The following is a 20,891-nucleotide window of genomic DNA, read 5'->3' on the forward strand; positions in this document are numbered from 1 at the left end:
AACAACCCGCTCCGACACGACCGGCGTCTCGGCCGCGCGGGGCGGTCGCGCAACCGTCGGGGGGACACGGCAGGATGTGCGACATGAGCATCCCAGGGTCCGGGCTGGCGAAGGGCCTCGCGGTCACGCTGAAGACGCTGACCCGCCGTTCGACCACGCGGCAGTATCCGGATGTGGAGCCGGACCTGCCGCCGCGTTCCCGGGGCGTCATCGCCCTGCTGGAGGAGAACTGCACGGTCTGCATGCTCTGTGCTCGCGAGTGCCCCGACTGGTGCATCGTCATCGACTCGCACAAGGAGGAGGTCGTCGTCCCGGGTGCCGCCCGCCCTCGCCAGCGTAATGTGCTCGACCAGTTCGACATCGACTTCTCTCTCTGTATGTACTGCGGGATCTGCATCGAGGTCTGCCCCTTCGACGCTCTGCACTGGACCCCCGAGTTCGAGTACGCGGAGTACGACATCAGGGACCTGCTCCACGACAAGGACCGCCTCGGCGCCTGGATGCCGACGGTTCCGCCGCCACCCGCGCACGACCCCAGGGGCGAGCCGGCCAAGGAGGAATCCAGCGCAGCGAAGAAGGCGGCGGCTCCGTGACCACGTTGGACCTGCTCATCGCGGGGGTCGGCCTGGTTGCCCTCGGCGCCGGCTGGCGGGTGGTCACCACTGATCAGCTGGTACGCGCCGGGCTGTGGCTCGTCGTCTGCCTGGCCGCCGTCGCCGCCGAGTTCCTGCTGCTCACCGCCGAGCTCGTCGCCTGGCTGCAGGTGCTCGTCTATGTCGGAGCGGTCGTCGTCCTGCTCCTCTTCGCGGTGATGCTGACCCGGGCGCCGATCGGACCCAGCCCCGACCTGGACCGGCCGGTCGGCCCGTCCGCGATGGTCGGCGCTGGTGTCGGCCTCGGCCTCGCCACGCTGCTCGTCACCGGTTTCCGCTGGGTGGAGATCACGCCGCCGTCCCCCGGTACGGCGAAGCTCCTCGGCGACCAGATCTTCCGCTCCTGGGTGCTGCCCTTCGAGGTCGTCTCGATCCTGCTGCTCGCCGCGCTCGTCGGCGCCATCGTGATCAGCCGACCGCAGCGGAAGGCGGAGGTGCACTGATGCATCCCGTCATCCCATATGTCATCGCCGCGCTGCTCTTCGGCCTGGGTGTGACGGGCGTCCTGCGGCGGCGCAACGCGATCCTCATCCTGATGTCGGTCGAGCTGATGCTCAACGCGGTCAACCTGATCCTCGTCACCGCCGACGCGACGCTGCGCAGCGCGGTCGGCGAGCGGGCACCGACCGGGCAGGTCTTCACGCTCTTCGTGATCGTGCTCGCGGCTGCGGAGATCGGCGTCGGGCTCGCCATCGTGCTGCGCCTGTTCCGGCTGCGCGGCGAGATCAACGCCGACGAGATCAAGCTCGCGACCCGCGAGGACGACGACGTGCGTCGAGACGCACCGGTGGAGGACGTGCATGTCGCCTGAGGTGATGGGGTGGCTGCTGGTCGGCGTACCGGCCGGGTTGGGTTTGATCGGTCTTCTGCTGCCGCGCGGCCATCGGCCCGCAGCCGCCGCGCTCGGCGTGATCGGGGCCGCGACCGCGCTGGGGCTGGTCATCGCGCTGCTCGTGCTGGGCGGGACGGTCTCCGCGTCGCGGCCGTGGATCAGCTTCGGCGACCTCGACGTGACCCTCGGGATCGAGGTCGACCGGCGGGCGCTGCTGGTCGCGCTGGCCGTGACCTGCGTCGCGCTCGCGGTGCAGGTCTACTCCATCGGCTACCTGCACGACGACGAGCGCTACGCACCCTATGCCGCGCAGATCAGCCTCTTCACCGCCGCGATGCTGCTCGTCGTGGTGAGCGGTGACCTGATCGGGCTGCTGATCGGGTGGGAGGTGATGGGCGCGTGCTCCTACCTGCTCATCGCCCATGATCGCGGTCTGCCGGAGGCGCCCCGCGCCGCGGTGAAGGCATTCCTGGTGACCCGGGTCGGCGACATCGGATTCCTGCTCGGGATCGTGCTGCTCGCCGTGCACGCGGGCAGCTTCCGGATCGCCGACGTGCTCGACGCGCTGCCGGGAATGACCTCGGGCGTCGTGACGGCGAGCGCGTTGCTGCTGCTCGCGGGCGTCGCGGGCAAGAGCGCGCAGTTCCCCCTGCACACCTGGCTGCCCGACGCGATGGCCGGTCCGACCCCGATCTCCGCCCTCATCCACGCCGCCACCATGGTCGCGGCCGGTGTCTACGTGGTGGCTCGGCTGCTCCCCGTCTTCCAGTCCTCCCCGGCCGCGCTCACCGTGCTCGGCGTGCTGGGCGCGATCACGCTGCTGCTCGGCGCGCTCGCCGCCACCGCGCAGGCCGACATCAAGCGGGTGCTCGCCTGGTCGACGGTGTCGCAGCTCGGCTACATGACCGGTGCGCTCGCCGTCGGTGGTGACGACGCGGCGATCTTCCACCTGCTCACCCACGCGGCCTTCAAGGCGCTGCTCTTCCTCGGCGCCGGATGCCTCATCCACGCCGTCGGCTCCAACCTGCTCTCGCAGATGGGCGGCTTGCGCAAGCCGCTGCCGGTGATCTTCTGGTGCATGACGATCGGCCTCGCCGCGCTCGCGGGCGTGCCGCCGCTCGCCGGATTCTGGAGCAAGGAGGCGATCCTCGTCGCCGCCGAGCACGGCACCGGCGGGGCTGCGCTCATCGTCTACGTCGCGGGACTCGTCGGCACGTTCCTCACCGCCTGGTACGCGATGCGTACCTGGCTGCTCGCCTTCTTCGGCGAACGCAACGGACCCTGTCACGGTGTGGACCGGTGGATGCTCGGGCCGGTGATCGCCCTCGCCGTCCCGGCCGCCGGGCTGGGTCTCGGCGCCTGGCTGGTGCGCGACGGACTGGTCGAGCTCGACGGATTCGTGGCGATCCCGCTCGTGCTGATCGCCGCGGGTGCCTTCGCCGCCTGGCGCGGCTGGCGGACCAGCGGCGATCCGGCCACGATCCTCGGTTCGGCCGGTCCCTTCCTCGCCTCCGGGTTCCGTCTCGACGACCTCCAGCAGGCACTCGTCGTCCGTCCCGTCGTCAGCCTCGCCAACCTGGTCCGCCGCGCCGACGAGTCCGGCGTGGACGGTCTCGTCGACGGGCTCGGCACGGGCACCCTGACCGCTGGCGGGCAGCTCGCCCGCTGGCACCGGTCGGGCGTACCGAGAGCGCTCGCCGGGCTGCTCTCCCTCGCCGCGATCGCGGCCGTGGCCTTCGCGCTGAATGGGATGCTGCGATGACCGTCGTGCTGATCTCGCTGCTCGCCGTCCCCCTGCTCGGCGCGGTCGCCGCGCTGCTCCTCCACGACCGGGCGGGCCGGATCGTCGCCACCGTCGCCGCTGCGATCACCCTGGTCCTCGCCGTGGTGCTGCTCCGCGACATCCGGCCGGGCGAGATCTGGCACCAGGTCGATGCCGCCTGGGTGCCGTCGCTGGGGTTGCGGTTCCACCTGGGCGTCGACGGCATCTCCTACCCGCTGATCGTGCTGACCGCGCTGCTGACCGTGGTGTGCTGCGGATACACGATCTGGCGTACACCGGCACCGGACCCCGGGCGCCCGCAGCGGGGCAACCGGCTCGCGGCACTGCTGCTCGTCATCGAGGTGGGGCTCCTCGGCACGTTCCTCGCCCTCGACCTGATCCTCTTCTTCCTCTTCTTCGAGGTCGTCCTCCTCCCCATGTACGCCGTCATCGCCGGCTGGGGCGGTCCCCGCCGGGCCTACGCCGCCCGCAAGTTCGCGCTGTACACCCTGCTCGGCTCGGTGCTGCTGCTCATCGGGGTCCTCGGAGTCGCGAGCGCGGCCGGGACCGCCGACATCGTGTCCATCACTGCGAGCGGCGGTGCGGGGATCGCGCGGACCACGCAGATCTGGCTCTTCACGCTGCTCGCCATCGCCTTCGCCGTGAAGAGCCCGCTCTGGCCGCTGCACACGTGGCTGCCGGACGCGCATACCGAGGCGCCGACGGTGGGGAGCGTCATCCTCGCCGGGGTGCTGCTGAAGATGGGCACCTACGGCCTCATCCGGATCGGGCTCGGCACGGTGCCCGCCGGAGCGAGCGCCGTCGCGCCCGTGCTCGGAGTCTTCGCCGTCGTGGCGATCATCGTCGGCTCGCTCGTCTGCCTGCGCCAGGTGGAGCTGAAGCGGCTCATCGCCTACTCCAGCGTCGGGCACATGGGGTTCGTGCTGCTCGGTGTCGCCGCCGGAGCCGCCGGCAGCGAGATCGGGATCCAGGCCGCGCTGCTCGGCAACATCGCCCACGGCATCATCACCGGGCTGCTCTTCTTCCTCGCCGGAGCCGTCAAGGACCGGGCGCACACCGGTTCTCTCGGCGAGCTCGGCGGACTCCGGGAGACCGCGCCCGCGCTCGCCGGGGTACTCGGGTTCGCCGCCCTCGCCAGTCTCGGGCTGCCCGGGCTCGCCGGGTTCTGGGGCGAGGCGTTCGCCGTCGTGGCGGCTGTGGATCTCGGTGGACCCCTGTGGATAACCCTGGGGATAACTGCGGCGGTGGGGGGTGCGCTGACGGCGGCGTACCTGCTGAGGCTCTTGCGGAAGGTCACCCACGGCCCCGCCTCGCCCGCGCTGCTCGACGTCGAACGGGTCTCCGTGGTGGAGGGCGTCGCCTGGGCGCCGCTGGTCGGGCTCGCGCTGCTGCTGGGCCTCGTCCCCTCCCTCGCCCTGATCGGGGTGCTCCCGTGAAGATCGACCACGTCGGCCTGCTGCCGATTTACCTCGCCGCCGCCACCGCGATCCTCGTGCTCGTCGCGGACCTGCTCGGACCGCAGGGCGTCGCCGTCGCCACCCGCGATGGTGCCGTCGCGCCGAGCCCGCTGCGCGTCGGGTTCACGGCCGGCACCGCGATCGTCGGCAGCCTCGCCACGCTCCTCGCCTCCGTCGTCGTCCACCTCGACTCCGACGAGCCACGGGTCGCGTTCTGCGCTGGTCAGGTCGGGTTCGGCGAGGGCATCACGCCTGCGCAGTGCTCGTGGACCTTCGATGACGCCGCTGCGCTCGTCGCCGGACTCGTCGCGGCGCTCGTCATCGTGGTGCTGCTGCTCTCGCTGCCGCTGCTGCGATCGGGCGCCGCACCCGTCGGCGAGTTCTGCTTCCTGCTCGCCTGCTCCCTGGCCGGCGGTGTGGCACTCGGCGGCGCCCGCGACCTGATCACCCTGATCATCGCGCTGGAGACGCTGACGCTGCCGATCTACATACTCGTCGGCATGCGACGAGCCGATCGGGCGGCAGCCGAGGGCGCCGTGACGTTCCTGCTCACCAGCGTGGTCGCCACCGCGATCGCGCTGCTCGGTGCCGCGCTGCTCTACGCCTCGACGGGCGCCGTGCACCTCGACGAACTCGTCTCCGCGCTCGCCCTCGACGGGCAGCTCCGACCCGTCGCCGGTGCCGGGCTGCTGCTCCTGCTCGGCGGGCTCGCCTTCAAGGTCGCCGCCGTCCCCGCACACGCCTGGGCACCGACCACCTACGACGGGGCGCCGGTGCCGATCGCGCTCTATCTCTCGACGGCATCCAAGCTCGGCGGCATTGTCGCGATCATCTATGTCGTCGCGGGTGCGGGCGAGGAATGGTGGCACGTCACCGGGCCTGCGCTGGCCGTGCTTGCCGCCGGAACCCTGCTGGTCGGGTCGTTGGTTGCGCTTCGGCAGCAGCGGATGACGCGGCTGGTCGCGTGGTCCTCCGTCGCGCAGACGGGGTTCATCCTGGCGCCGCTGGCCGGGCTCGCCGTGTCGCAGCCCGACGCCGTCGGGTCTACCGTCGCCTACACGCTGGTTTACCTGGTTGTCGAGGTGGCGGCGTTCGCGGGGATCGTGGCGCTGCGGCCTCGGGGCGCGGACGGCGGGACGCTCGACGACTACACCGGGCTCGGGCGGACCGCGCCGTTGCGGGCAGGGGCGTTCGCTTTTGCGCTGATCGGGCTGGCCGGGTTGCCGCCGGCGCTGGCTGGGCTCTTCGCGAAGGTCTTCGTGGTGCGGTCGCTGGTGGGTGCCGGGATCTGGTGGCTCGCGGTGGTGGTGGCGCTGGCCTCCGTGATCGGGCTGGCGGTCTATCTGCGGCCACTGGTGGCGCTCTACCGGCCGGCGCCTGCACCTCGGGGGCGGGGGAGTCTCGTGGTGGGCGGGGTGCTCGCGGTGGCGACCGTCGTGGCAGTGGTGATCGGTTTCGCCCCGGATGTGCTGCTGCGGGTGGGTGAGCAGGTCGCGGGGATCGCGTACCGGTAGCAGAGCGCACCGCCCGCAGGGCCTCCACGGAGATCACGTCTTCGGGGAAGCAGACGTAATCATGTCGCTAGATCACGTCGGGTTCCCCGAACCAGACGTGATCTCCGGGCGCTGGCCACCGCACGCAGCCGGTCCGGCTAGGCGGCTGGGTAGATGTGGTACCCGGGCACCGCACGAGGCGTCGTCCCGGGCGCCCGCCGAGCCAGCTCCTGATCGAGCGCCGAACCGATCGGCGCGATCACCGCCTCCGCCTCCTCCCGCCAGTACCCCGGGTAGCGATTGAGCCCCCGTCCCAGCGAATCGTTGACGACCCCGCACGTCACCCGCTCATCCGTGAGGTAGGTGATCCAATTGCAGGTCCAGTACTCCCCGTGCACATAGGTGAGTCCTTCCTCATCCAGCGCCGCGATGAGCCCCGCCTGGTCGTCGTGCACCGTGGCGTACCCGGGCACCGCCGACGTCACCGCCACCGTCGCCGCGAACATCGTCGCTGCCAGCGCCACGATCGGCACCGCCGCAGGAATCGCCCAGGCACTCCGCGAGGCCACGATCCGCCACAGCGGCCAGAGCGCGGCGGGCAGCGAGATCCCCAGCAGCGCCAGGTAACGAGCACTCTCGATCGGCGTGTCGGCGGCGGCGGGGCTGCGTACATAGGTGATCAGGCTGAGCAGCCCGCCTCCGGCGAGCAGCAACCACATCATCAGCCGCGCGCGTTCGGGCTGAGGCGGAGCCGGACGGCGCCGAAGAGCGCGAATCGCCAGCACCACGGCGATGACCAGCAGGAGAACCACGACCGGCCCCCACCACAGCGACCAGCCCGCGCACCGGCTCGGCGCGCACAGCCCCATCCCCAGCGGCAGCCCGACCCATGCTCCACCGTCGATCCGATCCCACAGTGCGGCGTGGCTGCCCGCGCTGTTGAGACCGAGGAAGACGGCGATCGAGTTGTGCTCAAGCCCGGACCGCGCGTTGTCGATCAGCAGCGGCAGGACTCCGACCAGGAACCCGCCGACGGTGACGAGCGCGGTCTGCCGGGTCAGTCTCCGGCTCGCGAGCAGCATGATCAGCGCACCGGCGAGGAACGGGATCGGCAACCAGTGGTTCCACACGATCAACCCGAAGAGCAGCCCCCATCCCGCGAAGGCCGGCCACTTGACCGAGGCCCGGGTAGAGAGCACGAACGTGATCAGCAGCAGCCCCGCCACCATCGGCGCGGTCTCCGGGTAGCCGCCACCCGCGATGAGCTGGTTCTTCACGACCCGGTCCGCGCCGAGGCCGAGCAGCCCGACGACCACGACCGCCAGCCCGGCCGAGAAGGCCCGCCGGACCAGCGCGAACATCAAAATCAAGAACAAGCCGAACAGCAACACGGTGGGTACGCGAAGCGCCCACACCGACGGCCCGAAGATCCCCACGAGCGGAGCGGAGAGGTAGGCCTCGATCGTCCCCATGTAGTGCTGACCGTAGAAGTAGATCGGCAGATCCCGGCCCTGGCTCACGTGCAGCGCAGCGAGCCCCATGGTGGCCTCGTCGCTGTTGGTCGGCGGTGCGCCCTGCGCGGTCAGCCACACCCGCCAGCCCATCCCCAGCACTCCCAGGAAGATGGCGATGAGGCTGTATCGATCGAGACGAGGGAGGCGCACGAGGGACGAGTCTGGCACATCGGCCTCTCCGTCGAGGGCCCGGTCACGGACCGCCCGGGGTATTGCCCTGCCACGCAACAAACAAGCGGCGCCCGGTGGTGCCGGGCGCCGCTCATCACAAGACCCTTATGGGCGGGTGGGGGTCAGTGAATCAGTCACACACAGGTAGTGGAATTCGCCGGTCGCCCAAGGCACAGCACCAAGCTTTGATCGAATTGCTGCGTGTACGTTCGACCGTCGATCATGTAGGTGATTCTAAGGCCAGATATCTCCACGTTGCCCGAAGTGACCCCGATACCCACGACGACTTCGTGATCGGATTTATCGACATCAAACGGATCAATTATCGTGCCGATGGCATTCGTCGCCCCTTGCGCATCTCGCTGAGGTGGAAAGACGCGCTGAATTCCGATCAGATCCGCGCTTCCCGCAGGAATCGCCCGTGTTAGCGAGCCCAGGATTCGCAGTTTCCCGTTGTCCTGATTGGAAATGACGTCGACTGCGGTTATGGAAACCTTCGAGCTTCCCACGTTGCGTATGATCGGATAACCGTCCGAGATCGTCTCCGACGGCTTCAGCGGCATCTGAATTCGCTCGCCCGCGCTCATACTCTGAAGCGACTTTCCTGGCCCACTTGGACCGGTTGAGCCGGGGTTTACAGTCGCTGTCGGAGTGGCCGCCGGACCGGTTGGCGTTGGCGTGCTGCCAGGATCGTTGGGACTGCAGCCTTCCATGAAAAGTGCCGCAGCCATGAGCAACGTCCCTATCGCAACCTTCGCCGGCACATTCGCCCGAGGCGAGAAGGCAATATTCATTGTCTTATTCCTTGACGCTGGGCGGCTTAGTGGTCGGAGCATCCGCCGGATGCCTGCTGCCATGAGGTAGCAGGGTATGTATCGAGACTCAAGCAGTAGTTATTTGGATCGGTGCCCGGGTAAACGGCGTAGCTGACCCCGTCTGTATAGGGCGTAGTCGTGCAGTTGGCATTTTCAACGTACTTCGTCACCGTCATCTTCTCGCCGTCGTGAGAAAACACGGCCCTCTTGGTGGTGCCCGAAGGAACGTTCTTGGCGTAAGTCCATGACTTGGTGACGCTCGTTGAAGTGGCGAAAGCGACAGACAGCTGGTACTGAGCCTGAGCGAGCAACGCCGTGATGCTGCCGCCGCCCGTAACGGTGAACGTGGTCGAATTCGAAGCGGTCTTGGACTCCGTGTAAGAGATCGTTCCCGGTCCGGCGACCCATGCACTATAGACCGTGGATGCGATCCATCCATGATGGTGGGTGTTGATGTAGTAGGTGTTCTCCACGGGACAGGACTCCGTGCCGTCGCCACCTGCGTAGCCAGGCAGTTCATTGAGACCCACAAACCTTAGGCGGAGGCGCGGGTCACCAGCTCCGTGGGCAGCACCACGGAGTGGGCGATCTCCTCACCACCGGCGAGACGCAGCAGCTGACGTGCCAGCTCCCGCCCCTGACCCACTATCGGCTGCCGGATCGTGGTGAGGGCCGGGTCGGCGTACCGGGCGGCTTCGATGTCGTCGAAACCGACCAGCGCGACGTCGTCCGGGACCCGGCGTCCCGCGGCCTGGAGTGCGTTGAGCGCGCCGAGCGCCATCAGGTCGGAGGCGACGAAGACCGCGTCGAGCTGCGGGTCGTCCTCGAGGAGCTGGCGCATCGCGGCGGCGCCGGACTCGCGGGTGAAGTCGCCGATCGCGACGATGGAGCGCAGCGAGGATCCGCGCAGCTCCTCGCGGTAACCGTTGAGGCGGTCTATTCCGGCGACCATGTCCTGCGGTCCGCCGATGGTGGCGATCCGGGAGCGGCCCGACTGCACCAGGTGGCGGACGGCGAGCCTGGCCCCGCCGACGTTGTCGACCTCGACATAGGGGACCGGGCTGCGCCCGAGCGGGCGACCGCCGCACAGGACCGGGATGCCCATCCGGTGCAGGCTGTTGGGGAGCGGGTCGGCGCCGTGCATCGAGGCGATGATGACGCCGTCGACGTGGCGGCTCATGGCGTAGCGCTCGATGCGGTCGTGCGAGGCCATCGACCCCGCGAGCATGAGCACGAGCTGCTTGTCGGCGGCGTCGAGCTCCTGGCTGACGCCGCGGACGATGCCGGGGAGCACCGCCTCGTCGGAGAAGACGCGGGTCGCCGATTCGGAGAGCACGAGGGCTATCGAATCGGTTCGCTGAGTGACGAGGCTGCGCGCCGCCTGGTTGGGTACGTAGCCCAGCTCGGCGATGGCGCGCTCGACGGCTTCCTTGATCGTGGGCGCGACGGTGGGCGAGCCGTTCACCACCCGAGAGACGGTGGCCCGGGAGACCCCGGCCCGCTCGGCCACCTGTTCCAAAGTCGGTCGCCCGGCCACCGCCACTCCCATCGTTAGAACCCGTTCTCCGCAATGACCTTCGCGTACCACAGGGCGCTCGCCTTCGGCGTGCGTCGCTGGGTGGCGAAGTCCACGTGAACTATGCCGAAGCGCTTGTCATAACCGTAGGCCCACTCAAAGTTGTCCAGCAATGACCATACGAGATAGCCCCGAAGGTCCACACCTCGGGAGATCGCGTCGTGCGCTGCACGTAGGTGGCCGTTCAGGTAGCTGAGGCGAGCCTGATCGTCGACCACGCCGTCGCTCAGCGTGTCGTCGAACGCCGCGCCGTTCTCGGTGATCAGCAGCGGCGTTCCGGAGTAGTCCCGATGGAGGCGTTCCAGCAGCTCAGTGAGGCCCCACGGCTCGATCGGCCACTCCATCCCGGTGACCGCACCGGGCGCGGGCGCGAAGCCGACCCCCTCGCTCCCCGGGAACGCAGGGTTGGCCGGGGCGGCCGGGTCGGCGTAGACGAAGGTGGGGTTGTAGTAGTTGACCCCCAGCAGGTCGATCGGCTCGCCGATCACCTCCCGGTCGCCGGGGCGGATCATCTCCAGGCCGCCGTGCTTCTCCATGACCGCCAAGATGTCGTCGGGGTAGCCGCCGGCGAGCGTCGGCTCCAGGAAGAGCCGGTTCAAGAGCCCATCGACGAGGTACGCCGCCTCGCCGCTCGCCACACGTTCGTCGGTCGCGACCACCGGGGCGAGGTTGAGGGTGAGTGCCACCGTCGCCGCGCCCGCCGACCGCAGGGCCGCTGTCGCGAGCCCGTGTGCGAGGAGCAGGTGGTGCGCGGCGGCGAAGGCGGTGGCGGGGTCCTCACGCCCGGGTGCGTGCACCCCGCTGGCGTAGCCGAGGAACGCGGCGCACCAGGGTTCGTTGAGCGTCGTCCACATACCGATCCGGTCGCCGAGCCGGGTGTGCACGATGCTCGCGTAATCGGCGAAGTGCCAGGCCGTCTCCCGGCTCGCCCAGCCGCCCCGGTCCTCCAGCGGCTGCGGCAGGTCCCAGTGGTAGAGCGTCACCATCGGGTCGATCCCGTTGGCGAGCAGCTCGTCGACGAGCCGGTCGTAGAAGTCGAGCCCGCGCGGGTTGGCCGGGCCGGTCCCGTCGGGCTGGATGCGCGGCCAGGCGACGGAGAACCGGTAGGTGTGCAGCCCCAGCTCCCGCATGAGCGCCACGTCCTGGGCGAACCGGTGGTAGTGGTCGCAGGCGACGTCACCGCTGTGCCCCCGGTGGACCTTGCCGGGCATGCGGCAGAAGGTGTCCCAGATGGACGGCCCGCGCCCGTCGTCGCGAGCCGCCCCCTCGATCTGGTAGGCGGCGGTCGCGGCTCCCCAGACAAATCCCGGCGGGAACCCTACGTCGTGCTGAGGGCGGCTCAACCTTTCACCGCCCCGTGCATGATGCCGCCGATGAGCTGCTTGCCGAGCAGGCCGAAGACGACGAGCAGCGGCACGGTCGCGAGCAGCGTGCCGGTCAGCGCCAGCGAGTAGTCCTGGACGTATCCGCTGCGCAGCGTGGAGAGCGCCACCTGCGCGGTCTGCTGCTCCGGCGACTGCAGCACGAGCAGCGGCCAGATGAAGTCGTTCCACGTGCCGAGGAAGGTGAGCATGCCGAGCACGGCCGCGGCCGGTCGTGCGGCGGGCAGCACCACGTGCCAGAAGAGCCGGTGGTTGCCACAGCCGTCGACCCGGCCCGCCTCCAGCAGCTCGGTGGGGAGGGCTTCGCGGAGGAACTGGGTCATGAAGAAGACGCCGAACGCGTTGACCAGGGCCGGGAAGATGACGGCGACGAGCGAGTCGGTCCACTCAAACTTGATCATCAGTAGGTAGAGCGGGATGATCCCGAGCTGCGGCGGCACGGTCATCGTGGCGACGACGAGCACCAGCGCGGCGGTCCGTCCCCGGAACCGCAGCTTCGCGAAGGCGAACCCGGCGAGGGTGGAGAAGAGCACGACGCTGACGCTCACCGCTGCCGAGACGAGCAGCGAGTTGATGAGCGCCTGGCCGAAGGGGACCGTGTCGAAGACCCGCTGGATGTTGTCGAGGATGTTGGCGCCTGGGAGCACCGGCGGCGGCACCTTGCCCAGCGCCGAGTTGTCCTGGCTGGCGACGACGAAGCTGAAGTAGATCGGGAAGATCGACAGCAGCAGTACGCCGAGCAGGATCAGGTGCCCGACCTTGCCGAGGGATTTCACGACGCGCTCCTGACCCGGCGTACCAGCACGAAATTGATGAGCGCGAAAACGATGATGATGAGGAACATGACCCAGGCGACCGCCGAGGCGTAGCCGAACTCGAAGCCCTTGGAGAAGCCGTTCTCCACCAGATAGAGCGTCAGGGTCTGGAACTGCCGGGCGTTGCCGCCGCTGAGAGCGCCCGCGTTGGAGCCGGCGAAGACCTGCGGCTCGGCGAAGATCTGCATGCCGTAGATCGTCGAGATGATCACCGTGAAGATCAGGGTCGGCCGGATCATCGGCAGGGTGATCCGCCGCAGCTGCTGCATCGGCGTGGCCCCGTCGAGCGTGGCGGCCTCGTAGAGATCCTTCGGTACGGCCTGCATCGCGGCGAGGAAGATCAGGGTGTTGTAGCCCGTCCACCGCCAGATGATCATCACGGCGATGGCGATGTGCGAGCTGGCCGTACCGGCCTGCCAGTCGATGCGGCCGAGGCCGAGCGTCTCCAGGATCCAGTTGATCAGGCCGAAGTCGCGGCCGAAGAGCTGGCTGAAGATGACGGCCACCGCGACGACGCTCGTCACGTTGGGCAGCAGCATCCCCAGCCGGAAGAGGGTCTGCAGCCGGATCTTCCGGTTGAGCATGTTGGCGAGCAGGATCGCGAAGATCAGCTGCGGGACCGTGGAGAGCAGCATGATCGAGATGGTGTTCCGCAGCGCGTTCCAGAAGTAGGGGTCCGCGAGCAGCTCACCGTAGTTCTTCAGCCCGACGAACGGGTGCTCGTCGCTGAGCAGGCTCCAGTCGTGCAGCGAAACCCACGCGGTGTAGCCCAGCGGGTAGAGCCCGAAAATTCCAAAAAGCACGAAGAACGGCAAGATATAGAGGTACGGGGACGTGGCTTGATCGAAGCGGTAGAACCGCGCGCGCATGGGCGTTCCTCCTTCCAGGAACACGTCACGGTTTGCAGCAAAGCGTGGCCTCGCGGAGCGAAATGGCCACGCTTTGCTGCAAACCGTGACTCGGACCGGGTTACTGGAGCTTGGCCACGTCCGACAGGACCTGTGTCCAGGCCGCGTCGGGTTGCTGTTGCCCCTGCTCGATCCGACCGAGACCCTGCCCGATCGCGGTCATCACGTCACCGGTCTTGGGACCCATGTGCTGCGGCTGCACCGCCTTGGCGGCGTCCGAGAAAATCTTGCCGATCGGGGCGTTGTTGAAGTACGCCTTCGAGAACCCCGTGATCGACGGGTCGTCGTAGAGCTTGGGCAGCGACGGGAAGTTGCCCGTCTTCTTGAAGACCGCGGCCTGCGACTCCGAGCTGGTCAGGAACTTGATCAGCTCGTACGCCTCCTTCGGGTGCTTGCCCTGCTTCGGCAGCACCAGGTGCGAGCCGCCCATGTTGCCGCTGCCGCCGGGGACCGTGGCGACATCCCACTTGCCCGCGGCGTCCTTCGCGTTGCCCTCGATGTATGCGGTCATCCACGCGGGGCAGACGATCGTGGCGAAGGTGCCCTTACCGAAGGCGGCCGTCCACTCGGGCGTCCAGGCGGCGAGCTTCGCGGACTCGCCGGCCTTGATCGCGTCGACCGTCAGGTCCCACGCCTTCTTGACGTCGGGGTTCTCCCCCACGATGATCTTGTCGCTGTTGTCGTAGACGCCGGTCTGGCCCTGCTCCACCATGGCGCGGAACATGTTGCCGGAGGCCTCGAAGAAGTAGGCGCCCTTACCGGCCTTGGACTGGTAGGTCTTGCCGACGTTGACGTACTCCTGCCAGGTGGGCCACAGCGCCGAGACCTTGTCGCGCTCGGTGGGCAGGCCCGCCTTGGCGAACAGGTCGGTGCGGTAGCACATCGCCATGCCGCCGACATCGGTGCCGAGACCGATCAGCGACTTCTTGTCGGTGGAGAGGCCCTGCTGCCACTTCCACGGCAGCCACTGGCTCTCCATGCTCCCGGCACCCTGGTCGAGCAGGTTGTGGAACTTGCCGGGCTGAGAGGTGAACTGGCTGATGTAGGCGAGCTCGACAGCCTCGATGTCGGCGGCGCCGGAGTTGGTCGCGAGGTGTGCGGCGAGGTTCTGGTGGTGGGCCCCGAAGTCGGCGATCCGCTCCTTGATCTCGACGTTGGGGTGCGTCTTCTTGAACTCCTCGTAGAGCGGCTGGAAGCCGAAGTCGCCGAAGAGCCCGACATTCAGAGTGATCTTTTCATCGCTGGATCCGGTGTCCGAGTCCTTCGAACACGCGACGACGCCGAGCAGGCTCAGGGCGAGCACTGCGGCGAGCCCGGCACGCCGGGAAAGGGTGCGCATTGGGACGACCCTCCTAGGGGTTGGGTGAACATGTGAGAGCGCTCTCACAGCGCTCGCAGGGAAGACTGACGCCTGCGCTACGGGCGTGTCAAGGCCTTGTTATCGCCGTGTTACGAACGCTGATAGAGCGCTCTCACATGGGAGCGCTCCCCGCCCTGGGTGCGCTCGCGCATAGATCAAATCGGTATGTCCGAAGTAGTCGGCTCAGCCGACGCGGAGACTCTCCAACAACGACTCGTCGCCCGAGATCTCGGCGACGTCGAAGCCGACCCGCCCCCAGATCGCGAGGTTGAGATCGCTCGCCAGCCCGGCCACCTCGACCCGCGTGTGCGGCTCGGCGGCGTCGAGGATCGTGTCGGTGTCGATCAGCGCGACACCCGAGCCGCGCAGCCGCAGGAACCACTCCTGGTCCACATCGGTGGCGAGGAGGCGGATGACGCCGAAGCGGTCGGTGGGGCCCTTGCGCCCGCGGCCGGCCGGGAGCCAGGAGTCGAGCACCTCGCTCACCCCGTCGGCGGCGAGCCTCGCCTCGATCGGCTCGGCCCGGGCCAGCGCCATCTGCGCGTCCCAGCGGTGCACCGAGAACTCGTGCGCCGCGCGCCGGTGCCAGAACCCGGCGACCTTCGCCTGCGGCGCCCAGTTCCACGCGGGCAGGGCGGGGTCGAGCCCATCGAGTGTGGTGATCAGCCGCGAGACCTGCTCGCCGAGCCAGGGGAGCGTCTCGTCGAGCGGCGGGAAGTCCGTCAGATCGCGCACGAAGTAGTCGGGAGCCGATGTCGTGCCCCGCGCCGCGTGGTCGCTGATCCACCGGCAGACCGAGCCGGCGTGGTGCGCGAGGTCGAGCATCGTCCACCCCGGACACGACGGCACCGGGGTCCCGGCGTTGCCGGACTCGATCGCCTCGGTCGCCGTGCTGATCAGATCGGCTGTCTCGACGCGCAGCGCAGCGAGCCAGAACTCCTTGGTGCCCTGATGCCTGGCCATGGAACGCCCACCTTCGTCGCCGAACTCTGGCTACCACCCTAGGTCGACGAAGCGCCAGGCGTCAGCCCTGTCTTCCGCGACCGTCGGAGCCATCCTCATTCCCCGCTGCTGACCAGGCCAATCGCATTAGCACAATTAGCCAGGCCACGGCGTGTCTTGCCGAGGTTCTACCGCTTCTCACCACAATATGCCGGTTATGTCAGGAATTGTGTCGCACCGAGTCGCCGCGCTGGCCCTCGCCCTCATACCCAGTACCTTCGCGATGACGGGTCTGGCGGCCACCGCACCCGCGACAGCGGCACCCGCCCCGCCCATCGCGCCCTTCGCCGAGTGTCCCAACGCGGGTTTCCAGCTCACCTGGGCGGGGTCGGGCGGCTCTACGCTCAACCGCTACGACATCTCCACGGCGGCACTGATCCCGATCAAGCAGCTCCCATGGATCGCCAACGCGATCGGGTACCACGAGTCGCAGCGGGTCTTCTGGGCACTGCGCTCGGTCAACCCCGGACCGGACAAGCTCGTCCGGATCGACAGCGCGGGCAACACCGACGACTACGGCGTACCGGTGGGGTTGAGCGACCCGACGAGCTTCGACGGGCTCGCCGGTGCGGTCATCGGCGACCGACTCGTCGTGCACACCCGCCAGCCCGCCAACCACCTCGTCGAGATCGACGTCAACCCGGCGAGCGCCACCTTCGGCACGGTGACGAGGGAGATCGCGCTGTCGCGGACGACGGGGTCGCTCGCCTATCTCAACCTCGGCGACTGGGACGTCAACGACGTGGACGGGAAGCTCTACGGCATCGAGCTGATGAGCACCAAGCGCGAGCTCGTGAAGATCGACCCCGCCACCGGGGCGGTCACCGACGTCGCGACGGTCACCGCCGATCTGCCCAACAGCGACAACTACGGGGCGTTCTTCGCCGAGGACGGCGACAGCACCTTTTACACCAGCGCCAACAACGTCGGCGTGACGAGCGGGCAGAGCCAGACCTTCGAGCTGCGGGCCGACGCGAACCCCGTGCACGTGGCCGCCTTCGGCAAGGGGCCCGCGCTGCGGGTCAACGACGGGGCCGACTGCCTCATCGCCACGGACTTCAGCGACGCGCCCGCCTCCTACCTCACCGGAGACCGGGCGGGTGGGCCGGGACACGTGCTGAGCAGCTACCTCCAGCGCGGCAGCAAGCTGGCGATCGGCAGCGGGCTCGACAGCGACCTCGACGGCTTCCCGAGCGCCGACGCCGACAGCGACGACAAGAACCTGCCGGTGACCGATGAGGACGGCGTGGCGGCGGGGGCGACGATCGACCGGAACGCACCGAAGATCAGCATCAGCGTCGTCAACACCACCGGCGCCGCCGCCGTCGTGGCCGGGTGGATCGACTTCAACGGCAATGGCACCTTCGACGCCGCCGAGCGGGCCACCGCGACCGTCGCGTCGGGCGGCACCTCGGCGACCCTCACCTGGCCCGCCCAGCGCAGTGCGGCCCGGAAGACCACCGGTGCCCGGCGGCTCGCCCACGCGGGTTACGGAACGCCGACCGCCGGCCCGTCACCGACCCCGGATCGCCCCCCGACCGGCGGCGGCACGTCGACCGGCGGGGGAGTCACCGGCGGGCACAGCTCCGCGAATCTGCAGCTCAAGGCGGCGGTGACGCCGACCTTCCTGCGGCTGCGCATCATGCCCGCCACGGTGGCGAACCCGGTGCCGGGCGGGTATGTCGACGGCGGCGAGGTCGAGGACCACCGGATCATGCTCACCACGCTGCTCGCGGTCCCGCCCGCGGCCCCGCCGGTCGACGGCAACCCGGTTCCGGTCGCTCAGCCGGTCGCCAACCCGGCGGTTCCCGGTGCCACGACGGTCGACGCGGATGGCGACGGCGAGACCGCCGATGACGTGCTGGCGGCGACGGGCGACCCCGTTTCGGCGTACCTCCGACTGGGTTTGGGGTTGGTCGGTTTCGGGGGTTCGATCTTCGGGCTGGCGTGGCTGCTCGGCCGTCGGCGCCGTGACGAGGCAATTGGTGAGATTGCAGGAAAGGAATGAGTATCAAATCGGACAATTCGTTCGTTGCCTACAACGTGCGCCTTGCTAGGAACGTTGCTGCCCATGCCGTCGTCACCGCCGCCATCGCCGCGGCGGGGATGGGTCTCGCCGCCCCCGCCTTCGCGGCGCCGGTGATCCCGCCGCCGACCGCCCCCTTCGCGGGTTGTCCCAACCTGGGCTACCAGCTCCAGACAAAACCGGGGCAGCAGTCCGAGCTGGGGTACTTCGACCTCAACACGTCGACCTTCGTGAAGATCAAGTCGATCGGCTCCGACACCAACGCGTTCGGCTACTCCGAGGACCAGCTCGTCTTCTGGGGCATGCGCACCGCCGACCCGGTGCTCGACACGCTCGTGCGGATCGACTCCGCGGGCAACACCACCGAGGGCGGACCGCTGCTCGACGGTGCCGCACCGGCGCCCACGGCGCTCACCACCAACACGGGTGCGGTCTTCGACAACAAGCTCTACCTGCACACCAAGGTGCCGGCGAACGAGCTGATCGTCGTCGACATCGACCCGGCGTCGGCGACCTTCGCCCAGGTGCAGAGCCGCAAGGTGCTCGACCTCACCACGTCGGGCCTGCCCTATCTGGAGATCGGCGACTGGGACTTCGACCCGTCCACCGGCAAGCTGATCTCGCTCGCGATGGACGGCAAGGGAGCCGCGGGCAAGCGGCTGCTGGTCTCGGTCGACCCGGCCACCGGCCACGTCGAGATCATGCAGGACCTCTCGTCGAAGCTGCCCGACGGCAACAACTACGGCGCCGTCTACGTCGAGGAGGGCGACAGCCAGACGGTCTACGTCTCCAACAACGACGTCGACCGCCTGCTCGCCAAGGGCCTGCCCGGTGCGCGCAGCCAGACCTTCGGCATCCGCTACGGCCTGTCGCCGATGGTCGTCACGGCGTACACGCCCGGCGCTCCGCTGCTGATCAACGATGGCGCGGACTGCCTGCTCGCGACGGATTTCGGTGACGCTCCCGACAGTTACAAGACCCTCAACCTCAACGAGGGTCCCGGTCACATCCTGACCACGGTGGATTCGCCGACCAAGAAGCTGCTCATCGGTTCGAAGATCGACGCCGACCTCGACGGCCTGCCCGGTCCCAAGGCCGACGGCGACGACAAGAACCTGCCGATCAACGACGAGGACGGCGTACCGGCGGGCACCCTGATCGACGTCTACCAGCCGTCGCTCACCGTGCCGGTCACGAACACGACCGGGCAGCCGGCCGTCCTCGCGGGCTGGCTCGACCTCGACATGAACGGCAGCTTCGACGCCGACGAGCGCGCCACGGCCACCGTCGCGTCCGGAGCCACCAGCGCCGACCTCACGTGGACCGGCTCCGGCAAGAAGGGCGACACCTTCCTGCGGCTGCGCCTCTACCCCGGAACGCTCGGCCGGGCCGTGGTCGACCCGCAGCCGACCGGCGCCGAGTTCATCAACGGCGGCGAGATCGAGGACCACAAGGTCAAGCTCGACGGCATGCTGCCCAACTCCGGCAACCACTCCGTGCCGCTCGTCGCCTGGGGGCTCATGCTCCTCGCCGGTGGTGCGGGTCTGGTGGCCACGGGACGGTCAACTCGCCGAGGCGCCATCGTCTGGGGCCGTCAAGCGTCCGCCACCCACGCTGCCGCAGGTAGCTGACGGCTGCGATCCACCGCTGCCGGGGTCCGAACACCGCGACCCCGGCAGCGTGCTGCCAGGCCTCGTCCAGCGCCGCGAGCAGCTCGTGAATCGGCTCGCCCGGCACGTTGCGGTGGATCAGCGCCTTCGGCAGCCGCTCCGCGATCGTCATCGGGGTGTCGAGGGTGCTCAGCTTCGCCGCCAGGGTCAACGCGACGGGAGCCGGGTCGCCTGCCCGGAGCGTCGCCCAGCAGCCCAGCCTGCCCAGCTCGTCGCAGGTGCCCTCGACCAGCCAGCCGCCCGGCTGCAGCCCCGCTGTGAGCCTGGTCCAGGCGGGGGCGACCGCTGACTCGTCGTACTGGCGGAGCACGTTGAGGGCCCGCACGACGGTCGGCCGCAGCCCGGCCAGCTCGAACCCGCCCCGGCGGAACTCCAGCCAGGGTGGATCGGCGGCGGGTTGAGCCGTGCGTACGCGATCCGGGTCGATCTCCAGCCCCACGACGCGTACGTCCGGCCGCACCCGCGCCAGCCGCTCCCGCAGCTCGATGGCGGTGACCGGCGTCGCACCGTAGCCGAGGTCGACGACGAGCGGCTCCGCGGCGGCGGCGAGCGCGGCACCGCACCACCAGCCGATCCAGTTGTCGATCCGGCGCAGCCGGTTGGGGTTGGTGGTGCCGCGGGTGACGACGCCGTCGGGCCGGGCGCCCTGCCGGGTCACCCCCGGTGGACCTTGTGCTGCGCGGCCTGGGCCACCGGCCGCACCACGAGCCGGTCCACGTTGACGTGCTGCGGGCGGGTCGCCACCCAGGCCACGCAGTCCGCGACATCCTCGGCGAGCAGCGGCTCCGCGACACCGGCGTAGATGCCGGCCGCCCGGTCCGCGTCGCCGCCGAAGCGGTTGACCGCGAACTCGTCGGTCTTCACCATGCCCGGCTCGATCTCGATCACCCGGATCGGCCGGCCGCAGAGCTCCAGGCGCAGGGTGCCGGTGAGGGCGTGCTGCGCGTGCTTCGCCGCCGCGTATCCGCCGCCGCCCTCGTAGACGACGTGTCCGGCTGTCGAGACGATGTTGACGATCGTGCCCGCGCCGCTCTCCTCCAGGGAACCGACGAGCGCCTTCGTCACGCGGAGGGTGCCGAGGACGTTCACGTCGTACATCCACTGCCAGTCCTCGATCGAACCCGCCTCGACCGCGTCCGCGCCGTGCGCGCCGCCCGCGTTGTTGACGAGCAGGGACAGGGGCCTGGTGAGGGCTCCCGCCAGCGCCGCCACCGAGGCGTCGTCCGTCACGTCGCAGGCGACTGCGGTCGCCTCACCACCGGCCTGGCGGATCTCGGTGACGAGCGAGTCCAGCCGGTCCAGGCGGCGAGCCGCGGCGATGACGTGGAACCCCTCGGCGGCGAGGCGGCGGGCGGTGGCCGCCCCGATTCCGCTGCTCGCTCCGGTGACGACGGCGACGGGTGACTTCGACATACTCACGATCATTCCTTACCG

Annotated in this window: 19 protein-coding genes; 8 read left to right on the forward strand and 11 right to left on the reverse strand. The window is 69.2% G+C overall.

The genetic code is table 11. The features are described from left to right. Window positions 1-74: 74 nt before the first annotated feature. Genes F4553_RS23775 through F4553_RS23800 form a run of 6 tightly spaced genes read left to right on the forward strand, consistent with a single transcriptional unit; the run spans window position 75 to window position 6,239 of the window. Window positions 75-593 carry a NuoI/complex I 23 kDa subunit family protein gene (locus F4553_RS23775; protein ID WP_184839412.1) on the forward strand — a complete coding sequence of 173 codons (519 nt, stop codon included), beginning with the start codon at window positions 75-77 and terminating at the stop codon, window positions 591-593. Then, window positions 590-1,096: an NADH-quinone oxidoreductase subunit J family protein gene (locus F4553_RS23780; protein WP_184839414.1), complete on the forward strand. Its 507-nt coding sequence runs from the start codon at window positions 590-592 to the stop codon at window positions 1,094-1,096. Before F4553_RS23775 ends, F4553_RS23780 begins: the two co-directional genes overlap by 4 nt. Next, window positions 1,096-1,464 (forward strand): NADH-quinone oxidoreductase subunit NuoK, encoded by a 369-nt coding sequence (nuoK, locus tag F4553_RS23785; protein ID WP_184839416.1) that lies wholly within the window; start codon window positions 1,096-1,098, stop codon window positions 1,462-1,464. The genes F4553_RS23780 and nuoK overlap by 1 nt, the downstream gene beginning before the upstream one ends. Then, window positions 1,454-3,247 (forward strand): NADH-quinone oxidoreductase subunit 5 family protein, encoded by a 1,794-nt coding sequence (locus tag F4553_RS23790; RefSeq protein ID WP_184839418.1) that lies wholly within the window; start codon window positions 1,454-1,456, stop codon window positions 3,245-3,247. Before nuoK ends, F4553_RS23790 begins: the two co-directional genes overlap by 11 nt. Then, window positions 3,244-4,704, forward strand: coding sequence for a complex I subunit 4 family protein (locus F4553_RS23795; protein ID WP_184839420.1), 1,461 nt, complete (start codon window positions 3,244-3,246; stop codon window positions 4,702-4,704). The genes F4553_RS23790 and F4553_RS23795 overlap by 4 nt, the downstream gene beginning before the upstream one ends. Continuing rightward, window positions 4,701-6,239: an NADH-quinone oxidoreductase subunit N gene (locus F4553_RS23800; protein WP_184839422.1), complete on the forward strand. Its 1,539-nt coding sequence runs from the start codon at window positions 4,701-4,703 to the stop codon at window positions 6,237-6,239. The genes F4553_RS23795 and F4553_RS23800 overlap by 4 nt, the downstream gene beginning before the upstream one ends. Before the next feature lie 137 nt (window positions 6,240-6,376). On the opposite strand, the gene F4553_RS23805 is transcribed toward F4553_RS23800, so the two are convergent. From F4553_RS23805 to F4553_RS23845, 9 genes are all read right to left on the reverse strand, one after another. Then, the gene (locus F4553_RS23805) at window positions 6,377-7,882 is read right to left on the reverse strand and encodes a glycosyltransferase family protein (protein ID WP_184839424.1); all 1,506 of its coding nucleotides are present in this window, start codon (window positions 7,880-7,882) and stop codon (window positions 6,377-6,379) included. A gap of 155 nt (window positions 7,883-8,037) precedes the next feature. Continuing rightward, the gene (locus F4553_RS23810; protein ID WP_184839426.1) at window positions 8,038-8,697 is read right to left on the reverse strand and encodes a hypothetical protein; all 660 of its coding nucleotides are present in this window, start codon (window positions 8,695-8,697) and stop codon (window positions 8,038-8,040) included. Window positions 8,698-8,723: 26 nt separating this feature from the next. Next, window positions 8,724-9,191 (reverse strand): hypothetical protein, encoded by a 468-nt coding sequence (locus F4553_RS23815; protein ID WP_184839428.1) that lies wholly within the window; start codon window positions 9,189-9,191, stop codon window positions 8,724-8,726. A 62-nt stretch (window positions 9,192-9,253) separates the two neighbouring features. After that, entirely contained in the window at window positions 9,254-10,261 is a 1,008-nt protein-coding gene (locus F4553_RS23820) for a LacI family DNA-binding transcriptional regulator (protein WP_184841143.1), read from the reverse strand. Window positions 10,262-10,269: 8 nt separating this feature from the next. Next, window positions 10,270-11,637, reverse strand: coding sequence for a GH1 family beta-glucosidase (locus F4553_RS23825; RefSeq protein WP_184839430.1), 1,368 nt, complete (start codon window positions 11,635-11,637; stop codon window positions 10,270-10,272). Next, window positions 11,634-12,452: a carbohydrate ABC transporter permease gene (locus tag F4553_RS23830; protein ID WP_184839432.1), complete on the reverse strand. Its 819-nt coding sequence runs from the start codon at window positions 12,450-12,452 to the stop codon at window positions 11,634-11,636. Before F4553_RS23830 ends, F4553_RS23825 begins: the two co-directional genes overlap by 4 nt. After that, the gene (locus tag F4553_RS23835; RefSeq protein ID WP_184839434.1) at window positions 12,449-13,360 is read right to left on the reverse strand and encodes a carbohydrate ABC transporter permease; all 912 of its coding nucleotides are present in this window, start codon (window positions 13,358-13,360) and stop codon (window positions 12,449-12,451) included. The genes F4553_RS23830 and F4553_RS23835 overlap by 4 nt, the downstream gene beginning before the upstream one ends. Before the next feature lie 100 nt (window positions 13,361-13,460). Beyond that, window positions 13,461-14,738: an extracellular solute-binding protein gene (locus tag F4553_RS23840; protein WP_184839436.1), complete on the reverse strand. Its 1,278-nt coding sequence runs from the start codon at window positions 14,736-14,738 to the stop codon at window positions 13,461-13,463. Window positions 14,739-14,942: 204 nt separating this feature from the next. After that, on the reverse strand, window positions 14,943-15,722 hold the full coding sequence (locus F4553_RS23845) for a maleylpyruvate isomerase family mycothiol-dependent enzyme (RefSeq protein WP_184839438.1): 780 nt from the start codon (window positions 15,720-15,722) through the stop codon (window positions 14,943-14,945). Window positions 15,723-15,918: 196 nt separating this feature from the next. On the opposite strand from F4553_RS23845, the gene F4553_RS23850 reads away from it, so the two are divergent. Both F4553_RS23850 and F4553_RS23855 read left to right on the forward strand, forming a co-directional pair. Then, window positions 15,919-17,769 carry a DUF6923 family protein gene (locus F4553_RS23850; RefSeq protein WP_184839440.1) on the forward strand — a complete coding sequence of 617 codons (1,851 nt, stop codon included), beginning with the start codon at window positions 15,919-15,921 and terminating at the stop codon, window positions 17,767-17,769. Further along, window positions 17,766-19,418 (forward strand): GEVED domain-containing protein, encoded by a 1,653-nt coding sequence (locus tag F4553_RS23855; protein WP_184839442.1) that lies wholly within the window; start codon window positions 17,766-17,768, stop codon window positions 19,416-19,418. The genes F4553_RS23850 and F4553_RS23855 overlap by 4 nt, the downstream gene beginning before the upstream one ends. Here the strand turns inward: F4553_RS23855 and F4553_RS23860 are convergent. Beyond that, window positions 19,306-20,115, reverse strand: a complete 810-nt coding sequence (locus tag F4553_RS23860) for a class I SAM-dependent methyltransferase (protein WP_184839444.1) — start codon at window positions 20,113-20,115, stop codon at window positions 19,306-19,308. The genes F4553_RS23855 and F4553_RS23860 overlap by 113 nt on opposite strands. Beyond that, window positions 20,112-20,870 carry an SDR family oxidoreductase gene (locus F4553_RS23865; RefSeq protein ID WP_184839446.1) on the reverse strand — a complete coding sequence of 253 codons (759 nt, stop codon included), beginning with the start codon at window positions 20,868-20,870 and terminating at the stop codon, window positions 20,112-20,114. The genes F4553_RS23860 and F4553_RS23865 overlap by 4 nt, the downstream gene beginning before the upstream one ends. Window positions 20,871-20,891 lie beyond the last annotated feature (21 nt).

The organism is Allocatelliglobosispora scoriae, assembly GCF_014204945.1.
Classification (GTDB): domain Bacteria; phylum Actinomycetota; class Actinomycetes; order Mycobacteriales; family Micromonosporaceae; genus Allocatelliglobosispora; species Allocatelliglobosispora scoriae.

Bases quoted from the DNA above. Each gene is read 5' to 3' on its own strand.
- F4553_RS23775 (WP_184839412.1), top strand. From the start codon at position 75: ATGTGCGACATGAGCATCCCAGGGTCCGGGCTGGCGAAGGGCCTCGCG.
- nuoK (WP_184839416.1), top strand. From the start codon at position 1,096: ATGCATCCCGTCATCCCATATGTCATCGCCGCGCTGCTCTTCGGCCTG.
- F4553_RS23790 (WP_184839418.1), top strand. From the start codon at position 1,454: ATGTCGCCTGAGGTGATGGGGTGGCTGCTGGTCGGCGTACCGGCCGGG.
- F4553_RS23795 (WP_184839420.1), top strand. From the start codon at position 3,244: ATGACCGTCGTGCTGATCTCGCTGCTCGCCGTCCCCCTGCTCGGCGCG.
- F4553_RS23810 (WP_184839426.1), bottom strand. From the start codon at position 8,697: ATGAATATTGCCTTCTCGCCTCGGGCGAATGTGCCGGCGAAGGTTGCG.
- F4553_RS23835 (WP_184839434.1), bottom strand. From the start codon at position 13,360: ATGCGCGCGCGGTTCTACCGCTTCGATCAAGCCACGTCCCCGTACCTC.
- F4553_RS23840 (WP_184839436.1), bottom strand. From the start codon at position 14,738: ATGCGCACCCTTTCCCGGCGTGCCGGGCTCGCCGCAGTGCTCGCCCTG.
- F4553_RS23845 (WP_184839438.1), bottom strand. From the start codon at position 15,722: ATGGCCAGGCATCAGGGCACCAAGGAGTTCTGGCTCGCTGCGCTGCGC.
- F4553_RS23850 (WP_184839440.1), top strand. From the start codon at position 15,919: ATGTCAGGAATTGTGTCGCACCGAGTCGCCGCGCTGGCCCTCGCCCTC.
- F4553_RS23855 (WP_184839442.1), top strand. From the start codon at position 17,766: ATGAGTATCAAATCGGACAATTCGTTCGTTGCCTACAACGTGCGCCTT.
- F4553_RS23865 (WP_184839446.1), bottom strand. From the start codon at position 20,870: ATGTCGAAGTCACCCGTCGCCGTCGTCACCGGAGCGAGCAGCGGAATC.